Consider the following 18137-nt stretch of genomic DNA (forward strand, 5'->3'; position numbering starts at 1 on the left):
CAAGCGGAAGCAAACGGGCAGCAGACAACAGAGTTTTAGCAGGAGACAACCGACAGCGATTGCATGGCAAACGAATTGATGGCAAACAGGTCAGACCGGCGCAGGCAATTCAGTTAATTGCGATGGCTCCCTGCCGCAGCAACACACGGCAAAGCCGCTAGGGCGATTTGAAACTTGCGCGCGAATTCCATCATGGCTCGGACGGCTCGCCGCCCAACAGGAAGCCGGATATACGGAAGCAGTTGCACCCAAAACCATCAACACGCGTTGCTTGCAAAACGGGAGGTGTCCATATAGGGGAAATACGCGAAATCTGAACTGCAGAGAATTGGAGAAACAAAAAGGCCCGCACGTGGCGGGCTTTTGCGGTGGTTCCGGGTTGGGCTGACCCAACCCGGGACTGTCTGGCGGAGAGAGAGGGATTCGAACCCTCGATCCAAGTTTTAGCTCGGATGCACCCTTAGCAGGGGTGTGCCTTCGACCTCTCGGCCATCTCTCCAGCGGGCGCGCAGGATACTCGAATCAGCGCGTCAGGTCAAACTTATGCGTCTTCTTGATCGAGGTCGAAGGCTTTGTGCAGTACGCGCACGGCCAGTTCCAGATACTTCTCGTCGATGACGACGGAGATCTTGATCTCGGAGGTGGAGATCATCTGGATGTTGATGCCTTCCTCGGCCAGAGTGCGGAACATCTTGCTGGCGATGCCGACGTGGGAGCGCATGCCGACACCGACTACGGAGACCTTGGCGGTCTTGTTGTCGCCGACCACGTCGCGTGCGCCGATGTGCGGTTGGACCTGGTTCTTCAGGATGTCCATCGCCTTGGCGAACTCGCTGCGGTTGACGGTGAACGAGAAGTCAGTGGTGCCGTCGGTGCCGACGTTCTGGATGATCATGTCCACGTCGATGTTGGCATCCGACACCGGGCCGAGGATCTGGTAAGCGATGCCGGGCTTGTCGGGTACGCCGATGACGGTGATCTTGGCTTCGTCGCGGTTGAAGGCGATGCCGGAGATGATGGCCTGTTCCATTGTATTTTCCTCAAACGTGATCAGCGTGCCTTCGCCCGGTTCGTCCAGGAACGAAGAGAGTACGCGCAACTTGACTTTGTATTTGCCGGCGAATTCCACCGAGCGGATCTGCAGCACCTTGGAGCCCAGGCTGGCCATCTCCAGCATCTCCTCGAAGGTGATGCTCTTCAGGCGGCGGGCTTCCGGCACCACGCGCGGGTCGGTAGTGTAGACACCGTCGACATCGGTGTAGATCTGGCATTCGTCGGCGCGCAGGGCGGCGGCCAGCGCCACACCGGTGGTGTCCGAGCCGCCGCGTCCTAGCGTGGTGATGTTGCCATGCTCGTCCACGCCCTGGAAACCGGCGACCACCACGACGTAGTCATTCGCCAAGTCGGCGCGGATGTTCTGCTCGTCTATGCTCAGGATGCGCGCCTTGGTGTGGGCGCTGTCGGTGAGGATCTTGACCTGGCTGCCGGTGTAGCTCCTGGCCTGCAAGCCTTCGGCCTGCAGCGCCATCGCCAGCAGGCCGATGGTGACTTGCTCGCCGGTGGAGACGATGACATCCAGCTCGCGCGGGTCGGGCGTGGTCTGGATCTCTTTGGCCAGTGCGATCAGGCGGTTGGTCTCGCCGCTCATGGCAGAGACGGCAACCACGACCTGATGACCTTGTGCCTTGAATTTTGCGACACGGCGCGCGACGTTCTTGATGCGCTCCGGACTGCCGACGGAGGTGCCGCCGTATTTTTGAACTATCAGTGCCACGATATTCCTAGCGATACGTTACAAAACGGCGCGCATTTTACCTGAGTGCGGGATAAAGTGGACAGAAAACGCGTGCTGCCGAGTCTGTTAAACTCCGCCGGAATCGAAACGTCGCCCGCCTTGACCATGCCCAGAATCGCCACCCGTAACTATTCCGCCGACACCGCCCGCAGCCTTGCCGGGAGCGGCATCCCGCCCTTGTTGGCGCGGGTCTACGCCGCACGCGGCATCGCGGTGGCGGATGAGCTGGCAGGCGGCTTGGCGCGCTTGTTGCCATTCGAGCGGATGAAGGGCGCGCGTGCGATGGCAGTGCGGCTGGCCGAGGCCATCGCAGCGGGGAAAAAGCTGCTGGTGGTGGCCGATTACGATGCCGACGGGGCGACCGCCTGCGCGGTGGCGGTACGCGGCTTGCGGATGTTCGGCGCGCGCGTCGAGTTCATCGTGCCCAACCGTTTCGAGTACGGCTACGGGCTGACCCCGGAGATCGTGCGGCTGGCAGCGGGAGCGGAGCCTGATCTCATCGTCACCGTGGACAACGGCATCGCCAGCGTGGACGGCGTGGCCGAGGCCAACCGGCTGGGCATCGAGGTGCTGGTCACTGACCATCACCTGCCCGGCGACGCGCTGCCGCAGGCCGCCTGCATCGTCAACCCCAACCAACCCGGCTGCGATTTTCCCAGCAAGCATCTGGCGGGCGTGGGGGTGATGTTCTACGTGCTGCTGGCGCTGCGGGCGGAGTTGCGTGAGCGCGGGGCGTTCGCCGGGCGGGAGGCACCTAATCTGGCGGTGCTGCTCGATCTCGTTGCCCTCGGTACCGTGGCCGACGTGGTGCGGCTGGACCAGAACAACCGCATCCTCGTCCAGCAAGGTCTGGCGCGTATCCGCGCCGGGCGGGCGTGTGCGGGCGTCGCGGCCTTGTTGCAGATCGCGCGCAAGCAGGCGGCGCAGGCTTCGACCTACGAGCTCGGCTTTGTGGTCGGCCCGCGCCTCAATGCCGCCGGGCGGCTGGAGGACATGAGCCTGGGCATCCGTTGCCTGCTGAGCGACGACCCGGAGGAAGCCGCCACCCTGGCGCAGCAGCTCGACGAACTGAACCGCGCCCGGCGCGACATCGAGGCCGACATGCAGGAATCCGCGCTGGCGGCGCTGGAGCGGGTCGATCCCAGCGAGGGGAGTTCGCTGGTCATCTACAACGAAGACTGGCATCAGGGCGTGATCGGCATTCTCGCATCGCGCCTCAAGGACAGATTCCATCGCCCGGTGATCGCCTTCGCCCAGGCGAACGAGGCCGAACTGAAAGGCTCCGGGCGCAGCATCCCCGGCCTGCACTTGCGCGATGCACTCGATCTCGTTGCCAAGCGCCATCCGCACTTGATCCAGAAGTTCGGCGGCCACGCGATGGCAGCGGGGGTGAGCGTGCGCGCCGAGCATTTCGAGGCGTTCCGCGCCGCGTTCGAGGCAGTGGCGCAGGAGCTGCTCAGCCCAGCCGACCTGACCAAGGTCATAGAGACCGACGGCGAACTGGCTGCCGCAGAGTTTTCGTTGGACATGGTGCGGGCGCTGGAGCAGCAGGTGTGGGGGCAGGGTTTTCCGCAGCCCAGCTTCGAGGGCGAGTTCACCGTGCAGGCGCAGCGCGTGGTGGGCGAGAAGCACCTCAAACTGAAACTCGCCGCTCACCGCACCCAGTTCGAAGCCATCCGTTTCTTCAACGCCGACGAGCTGCCCGAGCGCATCCGCGCCGTGTTCAAACTGGCGATCAACGAATATCAGGGCAATACCAGCCTGCAACTCATCATCGAACACTGCGAGCCGGTTTGAGCCACCCTCCGGTATGGCGTCCTTCAGCTTGCGATTGACGCTGCACTCGCTGGGTGATACTTTGGTGACACCCATTTACAAAGGAAACATCATGGCCACCACCACGACACTCAAGCTGTCCGACGAGCTCAAGGCGCGCATTTCGGTCGCCGCCGAGGCGGCCAACCAGTCGCCGCACGCTTTCATGGTGGAAGCGCTGGCGGCGCAGACGGCGCTGGCCGAGCGCCGTCAGGCTTTCGTCGCCGATGCCTTGCTGGCCGAGCAGGAGGTGGCCGAGTACGGCTTGGTGCATGATGCTGACGAAGTTTTCAGCTATCTCCAGAGCAAACTGTCCGGCGCTGACGCGACCCGCCCCGTACCGAAAAAACTGCTGCCATGACCCGTCTGGCGTTCGCACCCCGAGCGCTGGCCGATCTCGAACGCCTGAGCGAATTTCTGTTGGAGCACCATCCCGCTGCGGCGCAGGCGACCGGCGCATTGCTGATCGACGGGCTGCAAATCCTCCAGCGGCATCCACTGGTGGGGCGGGGGGCGGAGCAGGGGTTGCGCGAACTGATGATTTCGCGCGGGCGTAGCGGCTACCTTGCGCTGTACCGCTACGACGCGTTGCGCGATCAGGTACTGGTGCTGGCGGTGCGACACCAGCGCGAAGGCGGTTACATCGGCTGACCGGGGCGTTGCCCACCGCGCGAATCCTCATTCCAATCCGCACATCGTCCCGCCAAGCCCGGCGCAACTCGCTATAATCCGCGCCTTTCCAAAGTATCCCGGAGCCTGACATGGAAGCCGAACAACTCAACGCCCTCACCAACTTGCTGGCCGACCTGCGTGTGCGCAGTGCCGAGCTGCGGAGGTATCTTTGACTTCGATGGCAAAGAAGAACGCCTGACCGAAGTCGAACAACTCTCCGAAGATCCCGACCTTTGGCAGGATGCCAAGCGCGCCCAGGAGCTGGGCAAAGAGCGCAAGGCGCTGGAAGCGGTGGTGGTGACGCTGCGCGAAGTGGCGCAAGCGCTGGATGACAATGCCGAACTGCTGGAGATGGCGCTGGAAGAGGGCGACGAAGCCAGCGTGCTGGGCGTGGCCGACGACGTGCAGGCGGTTGCCCGCCGCGTCGAAGAGCTGGAGTTCCGCCGCATGTTCTCGGGCGAGCTGGATGCTGCTAACTGCTTCATCGACATCCAGTCCGGCTCGGGCGGCACCGAGGCGCAGGATTGGGCCTCCATGCTGTTGCGTATGTACATCCGCTACAGCGAGCGCAAGGGCTACACGGTCGAAGTGCTGGAAGAGTCCGACGGCGACGTGGCCGGCATCAAGGGCGCGACCATCAAGGTCTCCGGCGAATATGCCTACGGCCACCTGCGCACCGAATCCGGCGTGCACCGTCTGGTGCGCAAATCGCCATTCGACTCCAATGCCCGCCGCCACACTTCGTTCGTCAGCGTGTTCATCTACCCCGAGGTGGACGACTCCATCGAGATCGAGATTAATCCCGCCGACCTGCGCGTGGACACCTACCGTGCCTCCGGCGCGGGCGGTCAGCACATCAACAAGACCGACTCGGCGGTGCGTATCACCCACATCCCCACCGGCATCGTGGTGCAGTGCCAGAACGACCGCTCGCAGCACAAGAACCGCGCCGAAGCCATGTCCATGCTGAAATCGCGCATGTACGAGGAAGAACTGCGCAAGCGCAATGCCGAGAAACAGGCGCTGGAAGACACCAAGTCCGACATCGGCTGGGGCCACCAGATCCGTTCCTACGTGCTCGACCAGTCCCGCATCAAAGACCTGCGCACCAACTACGAAGTCGGCAACACTCAAGCCGTGCTGGATGGCGACCTCGACGACTTCATCGCCGCGAGTTTGAAGCAGGGCGTGTAGCGGGGGGAGACTTCAGGTTCTGGTGGTGGCGGCTTGCAAGCACTCTTCCAGGTTGGCCTCAACGCAATTGACTACCGCATGGTCGAGCTTTCCGTCGTCAGCTTGCTGCTTGAGGATGGCCATTATCTGATCCGGCGGTAGCGAATTTCGGTAGGGGCGGTTCTGCACCAGCGCCTGGAATACGTCGGCAACGGCGACGATGCGCGCTTCGAGTGAGATGCCGCCTTCGGCCAGCTTCCCCGGCTTTTCCAGCAACTCGTCGGGCACACGCAGCTTGCCGATGTCGTGCAGCAAACCAGTCACTTCCAGCATTTCACATCTTTCTTCCGATAGCGCGAACTTAACGCCCAGATAGCGGGTATAGGGAGAGTTCCAGGCTGTCAATTAGAAGAATGGCTACATTGTCCCAAGATAACACTCCATGGCAATTCACCTTGGGCTATGCCAGAATTGACGCAGTAGGGAGAATGAGCGGGCAGGTGTCATGATTTATACACGCCGAGAATTTCTGGCCATGTCGGGGATGCTGGCGCTTTCCGGGTTGACTGGATGTGCTTTGAAGCAGCCCCCGCTGCGTATCGCTAGCCACGTCTGGCCGGGCTACGAGTTCATGTTTCTGGCACGCGAGCAGCACTGGCTCGACACCAATAGTGTTCAGCTGGTGGAACTACCTGCCGCGACCGATTCCATGCACGCGCTGGCAGCGGGCGATGTGGATGGGGCGGCCCTGACCCTGGATGAAACCTTGCGCATGTGCAGCAACGGTGTACCACTGACCGTGGTGCTGGTTTTTGATGTTTCTGTAGGCGCAGATGTCTTGCTGGCCAAGCCCCAAATCACCCAATTGAGCGATCTGGCGGGGAAGTGTATCGGGGTCGAACACACCGCGCTGGGCGCGCTGATGCTGGGGAAGGTGCTCGAAGCTGCCAAGTTGCGCCCGGAAGACATTCACCCCTGTGCGTTTCTCATCAATCAACAAGAGGCGGCCTGGCGTTCAGGAACGCTGGATGCGGTCATCACTTACGAGCCGACGGCAACCCGGCTGGAGCAATTGGGAGCGCGGCGCCTGTTCGACAGCCGGCAGATTCCCAACACCATCGTGGATGTGCTGGCCGTCAAACCTTCGGCGTTGCAGCGTGACCCGCAGGCGGTAAAGCATCTGGTGGCATCCCATTTTCGTGGCGTGGCCCACTATCAGCGCAACACGCCTGATGCCGTTTATCGCATGACATCCCGCCTGAGATTGCCGGTCGAGCAAGTATCCAGCGTATTCAAGGGGATTCAATTGCCTTGGCTGGATCATAACTACCGCTTGCTGTCGGGCAATCCCCCGTCCTTGCTTGAGCCGGCGCGCGCATTGGTGACTACCATGCTGAATGCGGGCCTGCTGTCCAAGCCCGTTACACTCGACAGCTTGTTCACGGCTGACTTTTTGCCCCTGCCGGAGGCTACATGAGCCCGTTTCGATCCCTGCGTTATACCGTGCCTGCCATGGTGTTACTGGCCTTCATGGGCATGACTCTGTTGTCCGCCTGGTTTGACTATCACAATCTCGAACAACACGTTGAACAAGACGTGGCGATCCGAACTGTCGATGCCGCCGCGCGTCTCGGACAACTCGCCGAACGCGATCTTGCTGAGTTTCCTGCCCATATCGAGCAAGAGGTGATGTCTCTGGCGGCGCACGTGAACGATCAGTTGCATATCGTGGCCGTACTCGACCCAGAGGGGCGGGTCGTCTTTGCGCAGCAGGCTGACTGGTCTGACCGTCCTGCTCAGGATGTGATCAAGGCCTGGTCCGCCAACCGCTGGATTCAAGCCATGCATCAGGCCTTACCCTTGGCGGAGTGGGACGACAGGCAGCGTCGTTTTTCGGTGCTGATGTCATTCCAGTACCCGCGTGCGCCCAACGAGTTGGTCAGCAGCAAGCGGGGTGCGATCTATCTCGACTACGACATTAGCGATGAACTGGTTCGCTATCGAGCCCAGCTGTTTGACACTGTGCTGCGGGATCTGGCGATTGCCGCGCTGCTCACCGCGCTGCTGTCCTATGTGTTGCACCGAGCAATTACCCAGCCGTTGCGCCGGTTGCAGCAGGCGACCCGTCGGGTGGCTACGGGCGATGCCAGCGTAGCCCTGACCGGGTTCGATAGTGGCGAACTTGCGGAATTGGCCGCTGACATGCGCACCATGGCGCAAAACGTGCAACTTGCTCAAAAGGGGCTGGATCAGCAACGCCTGTTCCTCAAGCGTTTGCTGGCTACCTTGCCCGACCTGGTCTGGCTGAAAGACCCGGAGGGGCGGTATCTGTTTTGCAACCCGCGTTTCCAAGCGTTTTTTGGGCACAGTGAAGCCGAGATCATCGGCAGGACCGACGATTACTTCGTGTCCCGCGAGCTGGCCGATTTTTTCCGCCGGAATGACCTCCTGGCGATCGAGGTGGGCAAACCCAGGGTCAATGAGGAGGAGCTGGTGTTTGCCAGCGATGGTCACGTCGAGAATGTGGAAACCATCAAGACCCCGCTCTATGGCGACGATGGCGCATTGATCGGCGTGCTGGGTATCGCGCGGGACATGAGTGAACGGTTGCGTGACGGTCAAGCGCTGCGTAGTAGCGAAGCGACCCTGCAAGCCATACTGTCGGCTACCGAGGATGGACTGCTGGCTATCAGCAGTGCGGGGCGGGTACTGCTGGCGAATGCACGGTTCACCGAGCTGTGGCGTATTCCACAGACCGTGCTGGAGAGCAGCGATGACCGGATGCTACTGGAGCATGTGCTGGACCAGCTGGTCGATGCGCCCGGCTTTCTGGCCGAGGTCGAGCGCTTGTATGGCTCTGCCGAGTCCAGTTTCGATACCTTGCAATTCAAGGATGGGCGCGTGTTCGAGCGCTATTCCTGCCCGCTGCTGCAGGACGGCGTGCAGACAGGGCGAGTCTGGTCGTTCCGCGATGTGACGACTCGCAAGCAGGCTGAGCGCCTGTTGTTGCAGGAGCGCAATCTGTTCATCGGTGGCCCGGCAGTCGCCTATGCCGTATTGCTGCAGGATGGGTTTCCGCTCAGCTATATCTCGCCCAATGTTCTCGATGTGTTCGGTTATGCCCGTGAAGAAGTGATGCAACCCGACTTCCGTCTGATGGATCATGTTCATCCTGAAGACAGCGCGCGCATGACTGCAGAGCTGGAGGCAGCGTTGGTGGCGGGTGTGCGCCAGTTTGAGCAACATTACCGAATGCGCCACAAGGATGGTGGCTGGCGCTGGATCACCGATTACACGGTTCCGGTCTATGCTGGGGATGGCTCGGTAGGCGAGGTGCGCGGATATTTGCTGGATAGAACCGAGCAGCATCAGTTGATGGAGTCGATGCGCATCGAATCGGCGTATCGTCAGGCGCTGCTGGATAACTTCCCCTTCCTGGTCTGGATGAAGGATACGGCTAGTCATTTCCTGGCCGCGAACCGCGTGTTTGCTGAGGCGGCAGGTGTGGCATCGGTCAGCGCGCTATTGGGCAAGACCGATCTGGATGTCTTTAAGCCTGAACTGGCCCGGGCTTATATGGCCGATGATCGTGAAGTGGTGGACACTGGCCAGCCGAAGAATGTGGAGGAACCGATCGAGATCGCTGGACAGCCAGCTCGCTGGTTCGAGACTTACAAATCTCCGGTGCGGGACGGCGAGGTGATTGTGGGTACGGTGGGTTTTGCCCGCGATATCACGGAGCGCAAGCAGGCAGAGGAGGCGCTGCGCAACAGCGAATTGCGCTTCCACGCGCTGTTTGATGGGGCGCTTGAGGGCATTGTGGTGGCGGATGCCGAGACGCAGCAGATCAGGATGACCAACCGCACTGCGCAAACCATGCTGGGGTATAGCGCAGCAGAATTGCTGTCGATGACGGTCAGCGATTTGCATCCGGCGGCAGATCTGCCCCAGGTGCTCGAAGTGTTCGGGCGCAGGGCGCGCGGGGAGTCGATTCCCGACGCGGAATTTCCTGTAAAGCGCAAGGATGGCAGTGTGTTTTTTTCACGCATCGAAGCCGCGCAAATGGAGCTGGATGGTCGCCACTGCGCGGTCGGGTTTTTCCGTGACACGACCGAACGCAGGCAGGCTGAGGAGGTGATGCATCGCCTTACCTACACAGACCCGCTGACCGGTCTGCCCAATCGGGATCGTTTGATCGAGGTGCTAGACCAGGCATTGTCGCAGGCGCATCAGTCCGGCAAGTTGGGCGCGCTGATCAAGATCAACGTGGATCGGTTCAAGACGATCAATGATGCCGCAGGCCACGCGCTAGGCGACAAATTGCTGGTGGAGTTGGCCGAGCGCATCGGTGATCTGCTGCAGCCCGGCGATGTACTGGTCCGATTGACCGGCGATGCTTTCGGCGTGTTGCTTTCCTCCCTGGGGCACAGTCGAACTGAGGCGCTGCAACATGCGCAACTGGTAGTGAACATGCTGTACGTTGCGTTGAGTGAGCCGTTCTGGCTGAACAATGAGAACGTGCGCGTGACGGTCAGTATGGGGGTGGCCGTGTACCCTGAAGGCGAGCGGCAGGGCGCTGCGGATGTGCTGCACAATGCCATGTTGGCGCTGCATCGAGCCAAACAGGCGGGCGGCGATCAATCGGTGGTGTTTGAAAATCGCATGGATGAGGTCGCCAAGCAGCGCTTCCAGTTGGAGCATGAACTGCGCAGTGCCCTGCCCGCCCGTGAACTGCGTCTGTACCTGCAACCGCAGGTGAATGCCGCCGGCAAAACGGTGGGAGCCGAAGCTCTGGTGCGCTGGCAACATCCGCAGCGCGGACTGGTGCCTCCGGTAGCATTCATCCCGATTGCCGAAGAGACTGACCTGATCATTGATCTGGAAGAGTGGGTCATGGCCGAGGTCTGTCGCTGGTTGACGCATCCTGTTCTCGCCTCGCGCAGCTTGCGCATAGCCGTCAATGTCAGTCCGCGCCATTTCCGCCGTGCCAATTTCGTGGCCTGGCTGAAGGAGCTGCTGGCTTCGTCCGGCGTGGAGCCTTCTCGCCTCATGCTGGAGGTGACAGAGGGTCTGGTGATCGAGAACGTGAACGATGTGATCGCCAAGATGCATGAGTTGACCGCGTTGGGCATCCACTTCTCGGTGGATGATTTTGGCACCGGCTATTCCTCGCTGGCCTATCTGCGGCGTCTGCCGCTGCACGAACTCAAGATCGATAAAACCTTTGTGCAAGAGGCGCCGGACAATCCCGAAGGGGCTGCACTGGTGGAAACCATACTTTCGGTGGCCAAGCACTTGCATCTGAAGGTGGTGGCCGAAGGGGTAGAAACGGTCGAGCAGGCCGAGTTCCTGAATACGCGCGCTGTCGTGGTGCATCAAGGGTATCTGTTCGGCAGGCCGGATGTGCCGGAGCGATTCCTGGAGCGTCTGGTCGCTGAGGATAAGGAGGCGCAATGAGCGTCGTCGCGCGCTGTTTGACCGCAGTCGGTTGGAACTCGCTGTACCTGCTGCGGCGCATGATGCTGGCTACGTTCTTGTGCTTCTTCACCCTGACGGCGAGTGGTCAGGACGTGAGGATAGCTATACTGGCGAACCGTACCATTGCCGAATGTGAGGCGCGCTGGCAGCCGTTGGCGGCGTATCTGCGCCCCTCGCTGGAGGGGCGGCAGGTGAAGGTTCAGGTGATGTCGCCGGAGGATATTCAGAGCGCCGTGCTGTTGCGTCAGGTGGATTTCGTGCTGACCAATCCCATGCAATACCAGCTCTTGCTTCATCGTGGCGGGCTATCAGCCCCGCTGGTGACGCTGGTCGAGCAGGAGCGGGGTCAGGCATTGTCCGCCATGGGCGGTGCGATCATCACGCTGGCAAACCGTAGCGACATCGCTGGTCTGGATGATGTGGTTGGGCTGTCGGTGGCGGTGACTTCCACGGAATCCATGGGCGGCTACGTGGCGCAGCGTTACGAGTTTTTTGCCGAGGGCGTCGATCTGATGCGCGGTACCAAGTGGGTGTTTGTCGGCATGCCCTACGACCAGGTCGTGCAGGCGGTACTGGATCGTCGTGCCGATGTGGGATTTATTCGCGGTGGCGAGATCGAGTACATGGAGCAACGGGGTCGTTTGAGTCACGGTCAGCTCAAGGTGATACATAGCCAGAACCTGCCGGAATATCCCTATGCCGTATCCACCCGCTTGTATCCGGAGTGGCCGCTGGCTGCCATGCCCGGCGTGAATGATGACCTCGTGCGTGCGGTGACGGCCGCGCTGTTGGCCATGCCGCACGGGGGGGAAGCGGCTCGCGCCATCGGCATTCATGGTTTTTCCACGCCGGCGAACTATCAGTCTGTCGAGTCCGTGCTGCGCGAGCTGCGCCTGCCTCCGTTCGAGGCTTTGCCGTCGTTCACCGTCAACGATGCCTGGCAGCGCTGGCGGGGCGAGTTTTCCGGCGTGGCCGGCTTGTTTTTTATCATTGTCGTCCTCACGCTGGGCTTGCTGGCCGGTCGTCTTCGCCTGAAGCGGCAACAGCTCAAGCTGGTAGAGCAGTCGCGCCAATTGAAGGAGACCGCACAGCAGTTGCAATTGGCATTAAGCAGTGCCGAACTGGGGACCTGGGCTTGGCATATCCCCAGTGGTGAGGTTACGTTTGATGCCCGTTGGGCGGAGATGCTGGGTTACAAGCCGGACCAACTGGAGCCCAACCTGAGCACTTGGGAGCGACTGGTTCATGCCGACGATTGGGATGTGATCGAAGCGGCTTTGCAGTCGCATTTGCGTGGCGAAACGGCGCAGTATGCTTCCGAGCATCGGCTGAAGCACAAAGATGGTCACTGGATCTGGGTACTGGACAGTGGCAAGGTGGTGGAGCGCGATGCCGAGGGCAAGCCGCTGCGCGCGGTTGGCATCCATCAGGACATCACGCAGCGCAAATTGATGGAACAGCAGTTGCGCGAACTCGCCAACACGGATGTGTTGACCGCGCTGCCCAACCGTCGCCATTTCCTGTCGCGCCTGGAAGAGGAGCTCGCACGTCTGCGGCGCGGCGGCGAGCAACATGCAGCTCTCCTGTTGCTTGATCTGGATTTCTTCAAACGCGTCAATGACAGCTTCGGCCATGAAGCGGGTGACAAGGTGCTGCGTGCGTTTGCTGATACTGTGCGCGGTACTTTGCGCAAAAGCGACGTGGCTGGGCGTTTGGGCGGCGAGGAATTTGGGATATTGCTGCCCGGTATTGTGCAGGGGAACGCACGCGAATTCGCTGAGCGTTTGCGTGAGAAAGTGGCCGCTGGCAGCATCGAATATCAGGGGCAGACGCTAAAGATCACCGTCAGTATCGGCCTCACTGAGCTGACTTCCGAAGGGGCTCCGCAGACGCAACTGGCGCGCGCCGACAAAGCCCTGTATCAAGCCAAGGAGTTAGGCCGGAATCGCGTGGAGTCGTATTCTCTGTCCATGGTTTAGCTCAGGCGGAGGCGGAGCTGTCTAGTCATGCCGTAAAGTTCAGCAGATCCGCATTTGCCCGTACAATGCGCGACTACCATGAACATCCAGACCTTTCCCGATAGCCCGTTCCGCCTGCACCTGCCGTTCCAGCCTGCAGGCGACCAGCCGACCGCCATCGCGCAACTGGTGGAAGGCATCCAGGACGGTCTTGCTTTCCAGACTTTGCTCGGCGTGACCGGCTCCGGCAAGACCTTTACCATGGCCAATGTCATCGCGCGCTGCGGCCGTCCGGCCATCGTGATGGCGCCGAACAAGACGCTGGCGGCGCAGCTGTATGCCGAGATGCGCGAGTTCTTCCCCGAGAACGCGGTCGAGTATTTCGTTTCCTACTACGATTATTACCAGCCCGAGGCCTATGTGCCCTCGCGCGACATGTACATCGAGAAGGATTCCAGCATCAACGAGCAGATCGAGCAGATGCGCTTGTCGGCCACGAAATCGCTGCTGGAGCGGCAGGATTCCGTCATCGTCGCCACGGTCTCGTCTATCTACGGTATCGGCGACCCGGTGGATTATCACGGCATGATTCTGCATCTGCGCGAAGGCGAGAAGATCCCGCAGCGCGACATTATTCAGCGCTTGGTGGCGATGCAGTACGACCGCAATGACGTGGACTTCTCGCGCGGCAACTTCCGCGTGCGCGGCGATGTGATCGACATCTTTCCGGCGGAAAACAGCGAACATGCGCTGCGCCTGTCGCTGTTCGACGACGAGGTCGAAACGCTGTCGCTGTTCGACCCGCTCACCGGTCACATCCTCACCCGCGTGGTGCGCTTCACCGTCTATCCGTCCAGCCATTACGTCACGCCGCGCGAGACCACCTTGCGCGCCATCGAGACGATCAAGGTCGAGCTGGCCGAGCGCATCGCCTTTTTCCAGAAAGAGGGCAAGCTGGTGGAAGCGCAGCGCATCGAGCAGCGTACCCGCCACGATCTGGAGATGCTGGCCGAGATCGGTTTCACCAAAGGCATCGAGAACTATTCGCGCCACCTGTCCGGGCGACCGGCGGGCGCGGCACCGCCTACGCTGCTGGACTATCTGCCGCCGGATGCCTTGATGTTCCTGGACGAGAGCCACGTGATGATCCCGCAGGTCGGCGGCATGTACAAAGGTGACCGCGCCAGAAAAGAAAACTTGGTCAACTACGGCTTCCGCCTGCCGTCGGCGCTGGACAACCGCCCGCTGCGCTTCGACGAGTTCGAGCGCGTGATGCGTCAGGCCATCTTTGTCTCCGCTACGCCCTCCACGTATGAGGCCGAGCATCAGGGGCAGGTGGTCGAGCAAGTGGTGCGCCCGACCGGGCTGGTCGATCCGGTGATCGAGGTGCGTCCCGCCACGCATCAGGTGGACGACCTGATGAGCGAGGTGAACGAGCGCATCAAGGCGGGCGAGCGCGTGCTGGTCACCACGCTGACCAAGCGCATGGCCGAAGACCTGACGGACTATTTTACCGAGCACGGCATCAAGGTGCGCTACCTGCACTCCGACATCGAGACCGTGGAGCGGGTGGAGATCATCCGCGACCTGCGTCTGGGCATGTTCGACGTGCTGGTGGGCATCAACCTGCTGCGCGAGGGGCTGGACATCCCTGAAGTGTCGCTGGTCGCCATTCTGGATGCGGACAAGGAGGGTTTCCTGCGTTCCGAGCGTTCGCTGATCCAGACCATAGGCCGCGCTGCGCGCCACCTCAATGGAAAAGCCTTGCTGTATGCGGATCGCATCACCGATTCCATGCGCCGCGCCATCGACGAGACCGAGCGCCGCCGCGCCAAACAGCTCGCCCACAACGAGCAACACGGCATCACGCCCAAGGGCGTGGTCAAGCGCATCAAGGACATCATCGACGGCGCGTACGACGTGGATGCCGAACGTAAATCACTCAAGGCGGCGCAGGCCGAGGCCAAATATCTGGCGATGAGCGAAAAGGATGTCTCCAAGGAGATCAAGCGGCTGGAGAAAGAGATGCTGGCCGCAGCAAAGAATCTGGAGTTCGAGAAAGCTGCCGACCTGCGCGACCAGTTGAAGAAGCTGCGGGAGACTGTGTTCCAGTTGCCCGAATGAAAACGGGCGCGACCTTGTGATCGCGCCCGTTTCGGCTGTGCTGCTTCGAATTACTGCTTGGGAATCTGCGGGCAGTCGGAATTCATCATCAAGCCAGCGCCGTAGCCGATGCTGCCGATGGCCAGCATGGCGAAACCCATGCCCAAGAACGTCTTGCCGCTGGCGAACGCCAAGGCCACACAAGCCAGACCGAAGGCCATGATCATCACTGGTTTGCTCATTCCGTACCCCTTAAATAATGGAAGTTGTTGAATTCGTTTCAAGCGCCCTGTCGCTTGAGTGGGCGTGATTCTACCGGAATTCGCCCGTCGTGCAATTTGATAATCGCAGGGGAGCGCATTAACATGCGACACCCTAGCCACGGAGTCCTGCCATGAAACCTGTCGCCATCTTTCGCCATGCTCCCTCCGAAGGCCCCGGCCTGCTGGCCGATTACCTGAACGAACGCGGCATTCCCTGGCAGCTGGTGCGTATCGACGCGGGCGAGGCAGTGCCGGATGCGGCGGCAGGATTCTCCGGGCTGGCGTTCATGGGCGGCCCGATGAGCGTGAACGACGACCTGCCGTGGATAGCGCCGGTACTGGCTTTGATCCGCGATGCCGTGGCGCGCGAGATCCCGGTGCTCGGACATTGTCTGGGCGGGCAGTTGATGAGCAAAGCGCTGGGCGGAGTGGTGACGCGCAACCCGGTCAAGGAGATCGGCTGGGGCCGGGTGGCTGTGGCGGAAAGCGCGGCTGCGCGCGACTGGTTCGGGGAGGTGCGGGCGTTTCAGGCGTTCCACTGGCATGGCGAGACTTTCTCCCTGCCGCCGGGTGCGGAGTTGCTGCTGTCCAGTCAGCACTGCGCCCATCAAGCCTACTCACTGGGCAAGCACCTCGCCTTGCAATGCCATATCGAGATGACCGAAGCCATGATCCGCGACTGGTGCGCAGTCGGCGCAGACGAGATCGCTGCCGCACCCGATTCACCGGCGGTCCAGACCGTGGGGCAGATGCAGGCGGAAATGGCGGATCAGCTCCCCCAACTGCATGCCGTGTCGCAGCGGCTCTACGGTCATTGGGTAAGTGGACTGCGAGATTGATCGAAAAGACAATTTTCTATTGGGGGGATTCTTTGCTATAATCCCGCCGCAGTTTTGAGATGGGCCTTGAGCCCGTTTTTTATTTGTGGAACGGAAAACATGGCGGATGTGGCAAAGCTGGTCGAAACGACCGTGGTGGGGCTGGGTTACGAGCTGGTGGACTTCGAGGTCTCCGGTCGTGGCCTGATGCGCGTTTTCCTGGATAAGCCGGAAGGCATCGCGCTGGAAGACTGCGAGCGGGTCAGTCATCAGTTGACGCGCTTGTTCACGGTGGAGAACGTGGAGTTCGACAGGCTGGAAGTGTCGTCGCCGGGCTTGGACAGGCCGCTGAAGAAAGAGGCGGACTTTGTGCGCTTCGCCGGGGCGAAGGCGCAAGTGAAGTTGCGTATGCCCCTGAGTGGGCGGAAGAATTTTGTCGGCATCCTGGGTGGTGTGCAGGATGGTGTGATGCAGCTCGATGTCGATGGCGTGCCGGTAGATATCGAGTTGGCGAATGTGGACAAGGCGCGTCTGGTGCCGGTGTTCGATTGAGATTGTATCGTTGGAGACAGTGAAATGAGTCGTGAAGTCCTGTTGTTGGTTGATGTCCTGGCGCGTGAGAAGAACGTGGATCGGGAAGTGGTGTTCGGCGCGCTGGAGTCGGCTCTGGCATCCGCCACGAAGAAGCGTTTCGAGGACGAGGCCGATGTGCGCGTCAGCATCGACCGCAATACCGGCGAATATGATTCCTTCCGCCGCTGGCAGGTGATGGACGACGAGACCTTTGAGACACCTGATCTGCACATTAAGCTGGAAGAGGCGAGGAAGTCGAATCCCGACATCCAGTTGGAAGAGTTCATCGAGGAGCCGCTGGAATCCATCGACTTCGGTCGTATCGGCGCGCAGGCCGCCAAGCAGGTGATCTTCCAGAAGATCCGTGATGCCGAGCGCGAGCAGATCCTCGCCGACTTCATGGCGCGCAGCGAGCATCTGGTGTCCGGCACGGTCAAGCGCCTGGAGCGCGGCAATGCCATCATCGAGTTCGGCAAGATCGAAGCGCTGCTGCCGCGTGAACAGATGATCCCCAAGGAGAATCTGCGCGTGGGCGACCGCGTCCGTGCCTATCTGCTGCGTGTCGATCGCGGTGTGCGTGGTCCGCAGATCATCTTATCCCGTGTCTCGCCCGAGTTCCTGGTCAAGCTGTTCGAGCTGGAAGTGCCGGAGATCGAGGAAGGGCTGCTGGAGATCGTCAGCGCCGCCCGTGACCCCGGTTCCCGCGCCAAGATCGCCGTGCGCTCGCACGACCAGCGCCTCGACCCTATCGGCACTTGCGTCGGTATGCGCGGTTCGCGCGTGCAGGCAGTGACCAACGAGCTGGCTGGTGAGCGTGTGGACATCGTGCTGTGGTCGGAAGACCCGGCGACCAACGTGATCAACGCGCTGGCTCCGGCGGATGTGACCAGCATCGTGGTGGACGAAGAGCAGCACAGCATGGACGTGGTGGTGGAAGAGGAAAGTCTGGCGCAAGCCATCGGTCGCGGCGGTCAGAACGTGCGTCTGGCCAGCCAGATGACCGGCTGGGAGCTGAACATCATGACCGTCGAGGATTTCGAGGCGAAGAACGGTCAGGAGACGGCCAAGGTGCGCGACCTGTTCATGTCCAAGCTGGACGTGGACGAGGAAGTCGCCGACATCCTGGTGCAGGAAGGCTTCAATACGCTGGAAGAGGTGGCTTACGTGCCGCTGGAAGAGATGCTGGAGATCGAAGCGTTCGATGAGGCGACCGTCGAAGAGTTGCGCAGCCGCGCCCGTAACGCCTTGCTGACGGCGGCGATCGCCAACGAAGAAGAAGTGGAACACCATATCGAAGACCTGCATAAGCTGGATGGCATGGACGACGAGACTGCGCGCATCCTGGCAAGCAAGGGTGTGGGTACGCAGGAAGCGCTGGCCGATCTGGACGTGGAAGAGTTGGTCGACATGACGGGCATGGACGCAGAGCGCGCCAATGCGCTGATCATGGCGGCTCGCGCTCCCTGGTTCGCATAAGGCGGCTTCGATA

The 18137-nt window shown here is 61.1% G+C and carries 14 protein-coding genes and 1 tRNA gene; 11 read left to right on the plus strand and 4 right to left on the minus strand.

What is annotated here, in order from left to right; translation table 11 throughout:
- Nucleotides 1-405: 405 nt before the first annotated feature.
- Both DM08_RS09310 and DM08_RS09315 read right to left on the minus strand, forming a co-directional pair.
- Nucleotides 406-499: transfer RNA gene (locus DM08_RS09310), tRNA-Ser, on the minus strand.
- Nucleotides 500-541: 42 nt separating this feature from the next.
- The gene (locus tag DM08_RS09315; protein WP_035384398.1) at nt 542-1774 is read right to left on the minus strand and encodes an aspartate kinase; all 1233 of its coding nucleotides are present in this window, start codon (nt 1772-1774) and stop codon (nt 542-544) included.
- A gap of 126 nt (nt 1775-1900) precedes the next feature.
- On the opposite strand from DM08_RS09315, the gene recJ reads away from it, so the two are divergent.
- From recJ to prfB, 4 genes are all read left to right on the plus strand, one after another.
- On the plus strand, nt 1901-3592 hold the full coding sequence (gene recJ / locus DM08_RS09320) for a single-stranded-DNA-specific exonuclease RecJ (protein WP_035384399.1): 1692 nt from the start codon (nt 1901-1903) through the stop codon (nt 3590-3592).
- 91 nt (nt 3593-3683) lie between these two features.
- Nucleotides 3684-3971: a CopG family ribbon-helix-helix protein gene (locus DM08_RS09325; RefSeq protein WP_035384436.1), complete on the plus strand. Its 288-nt coding sequence runs from the start codon at nt 3684-3686 to the stop codon at nt 3969-3971.
- A complete protein-coding gene (locus DM08_RS09330; protein ID WP_035384400.1) occupies nt 3968-4261 on the plus strand; it encodes a type II toxin-antitoxin system RelE/ParE family toxin in 294 nt (97 codons plus the stop codon). Before DM08_RS09325 ends, DM08_RS09330 begins: the two co-directional genes overlap by 4 nt.
- Nucleotides 4262-4371: 110 nt before the next feature.
- Nucleotides 4372-5476, plus strand: a protein-coding gene (prfB, locus tag DM08_RS09335) for a peptide chain release factor 2 (RefSeq protein WP_152555816.1) whose coding sequence is annotated in 2 segments (ribosomal slippage) — nt 4372-4452 and nt 4454-5476 — 1104 coding nt in all. Because the reading frame shifts where the segments join, the coding sequence is not laid out codon by codon here.
- Between the two features lie 12 nt (nt 5477-5488).
- Here prfB and DM08_RS09340 read toward each other — a convergent pair.
- Nucleotides 5489-5788 (minus strand): HD-GYP domain-containing protein, encoded by a 300-nt coding sequence (locus DM08_RS09340; RefSeq protein WP_035384401.1) that lies wholly within the window; start codon nt 5786-5788, stop codon nt 5489-5491.
- A 172-nt stretch (nt 5789-5960) separates the two neighbouring features.
- Between DM08_RS09340 and DM08_RS09345 the strand changes: the two genes are divergently transcribed.
- The 4 genes from DM08_RS09345 (at nt 5961) to uvrB (ending at nt 15015) form a co-directional block, all read left to right on the plus strand.
- The gene (locus DM08_RS09345) at nt 5961-6932 is read left to right on the plus strand and encodes an ABC transporter substrate-binding protein (RefSeq protein WP_035384402.1); all 972 of its coding nucleotides are present in this window, start codon (nt 5961-5963) and stop codon (nt 6930-6932) included.
- Nucleotides 6929-10912 carry an EAL domain-containing protein gene (locus DM08_RS12330; protein ID WP_051938065.1) on the plus strand — a complete coding sequence of 1328 codons (3984 nt, stop codon included), beginning with the start codon at nt 6929-6931 and terminating at the stop codon, nt 10910-10912. The genes DM08_RS09345 and DM08_RS12330 overlap by 4 nt, the downstream gene beginning before the upstream one ends.
- On the plus strand, nt 10909-12912 hold the full coding sequence (locus tag DM08_RS12335) for a diguanylate cyclase (protein WP_051938067.1): 2004 nt from the start codon (nt 10909-10911) through the stop codon (nt 12910-12912). The genes DM08_RS12330 and DM08_RS12335 overlap by 4 nt, the downstream gene beginning before the upstream one ends.
- A 78-nt stretch (nt 12913-12990) precedes the next feature.
- Nucleotides 12991-15015, plus strand: coding sequence for an excinuclease ABC subunit UvrB (uvrB, locus tag DM08_RS09360; protein WP_035384403.1), 2025 nt, complete (start codon nt 12991-12993; stop codon nt 15013-15015).
- A gap of 50 nt (nt 15016-15065) precedes the next feature.
- On the opposite strand, the gene DM08_RS13185 is transcribed toward uvrB, so the two are convergent.
- Entirely contained in the window at nt 15066-15236 is a 171-nt protein-coding gene (locus DM08_RS13185) for a hypothetical protein (protein WP_237560262.1), read from the minus strand.
- A gap of 152 nt (nt 15237-15388) precedes the next feature.
- Here DM08_RS13185 and DM08_RS09365 point away from each other — a divergent pair, with 152 nt between their 5' ends.
- The 3 genes from DM08_RS09365 to nusA all read left to right on the plus strand — a co-directional run bounded on the left by DM08_RS09365 (nt 15389) and on the right by nusA (nt 18124).
- Nucleotides 15389-16096, plus strand: coding sequence for a type 1 glutamine amidotransferase (locus DM08_RS09365; protein WP_035384404.1), 708 nt, complete (start codon nt 15389-15391; stop codon nt 16094-16096).
- Between the two features lie 99 nt (nt 16097-16195).
- The gene (gene rimP, locus DM08_RS09370; protein WP_035384405.1) at nt 16196-16627 is read left to right on the plus strand and encodes a ribosome maturation factor RimP; all 432 of its coding nucleotides are present in this window, start codon (nt 16196-16198) and stop codon (nt 16625-16627) included.
- 24 nt (nt 16628-16651) lie between these two features.
- Nucleotides 16652-18124 carry a transcription termination factor NusA gene (gene nusA, locus DM08_RS09375; protein ID WP_035384406.1) on the plus strand — a complete coding sequence of 491 codons (1473 nt, stop codon included), beginning with the start codon at nt 16652-16654 and terminating at the stop codon, nt 18122-18124.
- Nucleotides 18125-18137: the final 13 nt, after the last annotated feature.

The organism is Ferriphaselus sp. R-1 (assembly GCF_000746095.1).
Classification (GTDB): domain Bacteria; phylum Pseudomonadota; class Gammaproteobacteria; order Burkholderiales; family Gallionellaceae; genus Ferriphaselus.

What these genes read in the sequence shown, in the direction of transcription:
- recJ (WP_035384399.1), top strand. Translation starts at nt 1,901, where the DNA reads ATGCCCAGAATCGCCACCCGTAACTATTCCGCCGACACCGCCCGCAGC.
- DM08_RS09325 (WP_035384436.1), top strand. Translation starts at nt 3,684, where the DNA reads ATGGCCACCACCACGACACTCAAGCTGTCCGACGAGCTCAAGGCGCGC.
- DM08_RS09330 (WP_035384400.1), top strand. Translation starts at nt 3,968, where the DNA reads ATGACCCGTCTGGCGTTCGCACCCCGAGCGCTGGCCGATCTCGAACGC.
- DM08_RS09340 (WP_035384401.1), bottom strand. Translation starts at nt 5,788, where the DNA reads ATGCTGGAAGTGACTGGTTTGCTGCACGACATCGGCAAGCTGCGTGTG.
- DM08_RS09345 (WP_035384402.1), top strand. Translation starts at nt 5,961, where the DNA reads ATGATTTATACACGCCGAGAATTTCTGGCCATGTCGGGGATGCTGGCG.
- DM08_RS12330 (WP_051938065.1), top strand. Translation starts at nt 6,929, where the DNA reads ATGAGCCCGTTTCGATCCCTGCGTTATACCGTGCCTGCCATGGTGTTA.
- DM08_RS12335 (WP_051938067.1), top strand. Translation starts at nt 10,909, where the DNA reads ATGAGCGTCGTCGCGCGCTGTTTGACCGCAGTCGGTTGGAACTCGCTG.
- uvrB (WP_035384403.1), top strand. Translation starts at nt 12,991, where the DNA reads ATGAACATCCAGACCTTTCCCGATAGCCCGTTCCGCCTGCACCTGCCG.
- DM08_RS13185 (WP_237560262.1), bottom strand. Translation starts at nt 15,236, where the DNA reads ATGAGCAAACCAGTGATGATCATGGCCTTCGGTCTGGCTTGTGTGGCC.
- DM08_RS09365 (WP_035384404.1), top strand. Translation starts at nt 15,389, where the DNA reads ATGAAACCTGTCGCCATCTTTCGCCATGCTCCCTCCGAAGGCCCCGGC.
- rimP (WP_035384405.1), top strand. Translation starts at nt 16,196, where the DNA reads ATGGCGGATGTGGCAAAGCTGGTCGAAACGACCGTGGTGGGGCTGGGT.
- nusA (WP_035384406.1), top strand. Translation starts at nt 16,652, where the DNA reads ATGAGTCGTGAAGTCCTGTTGTTGGTTGATGTCCTGGCGCGTGAGAAG.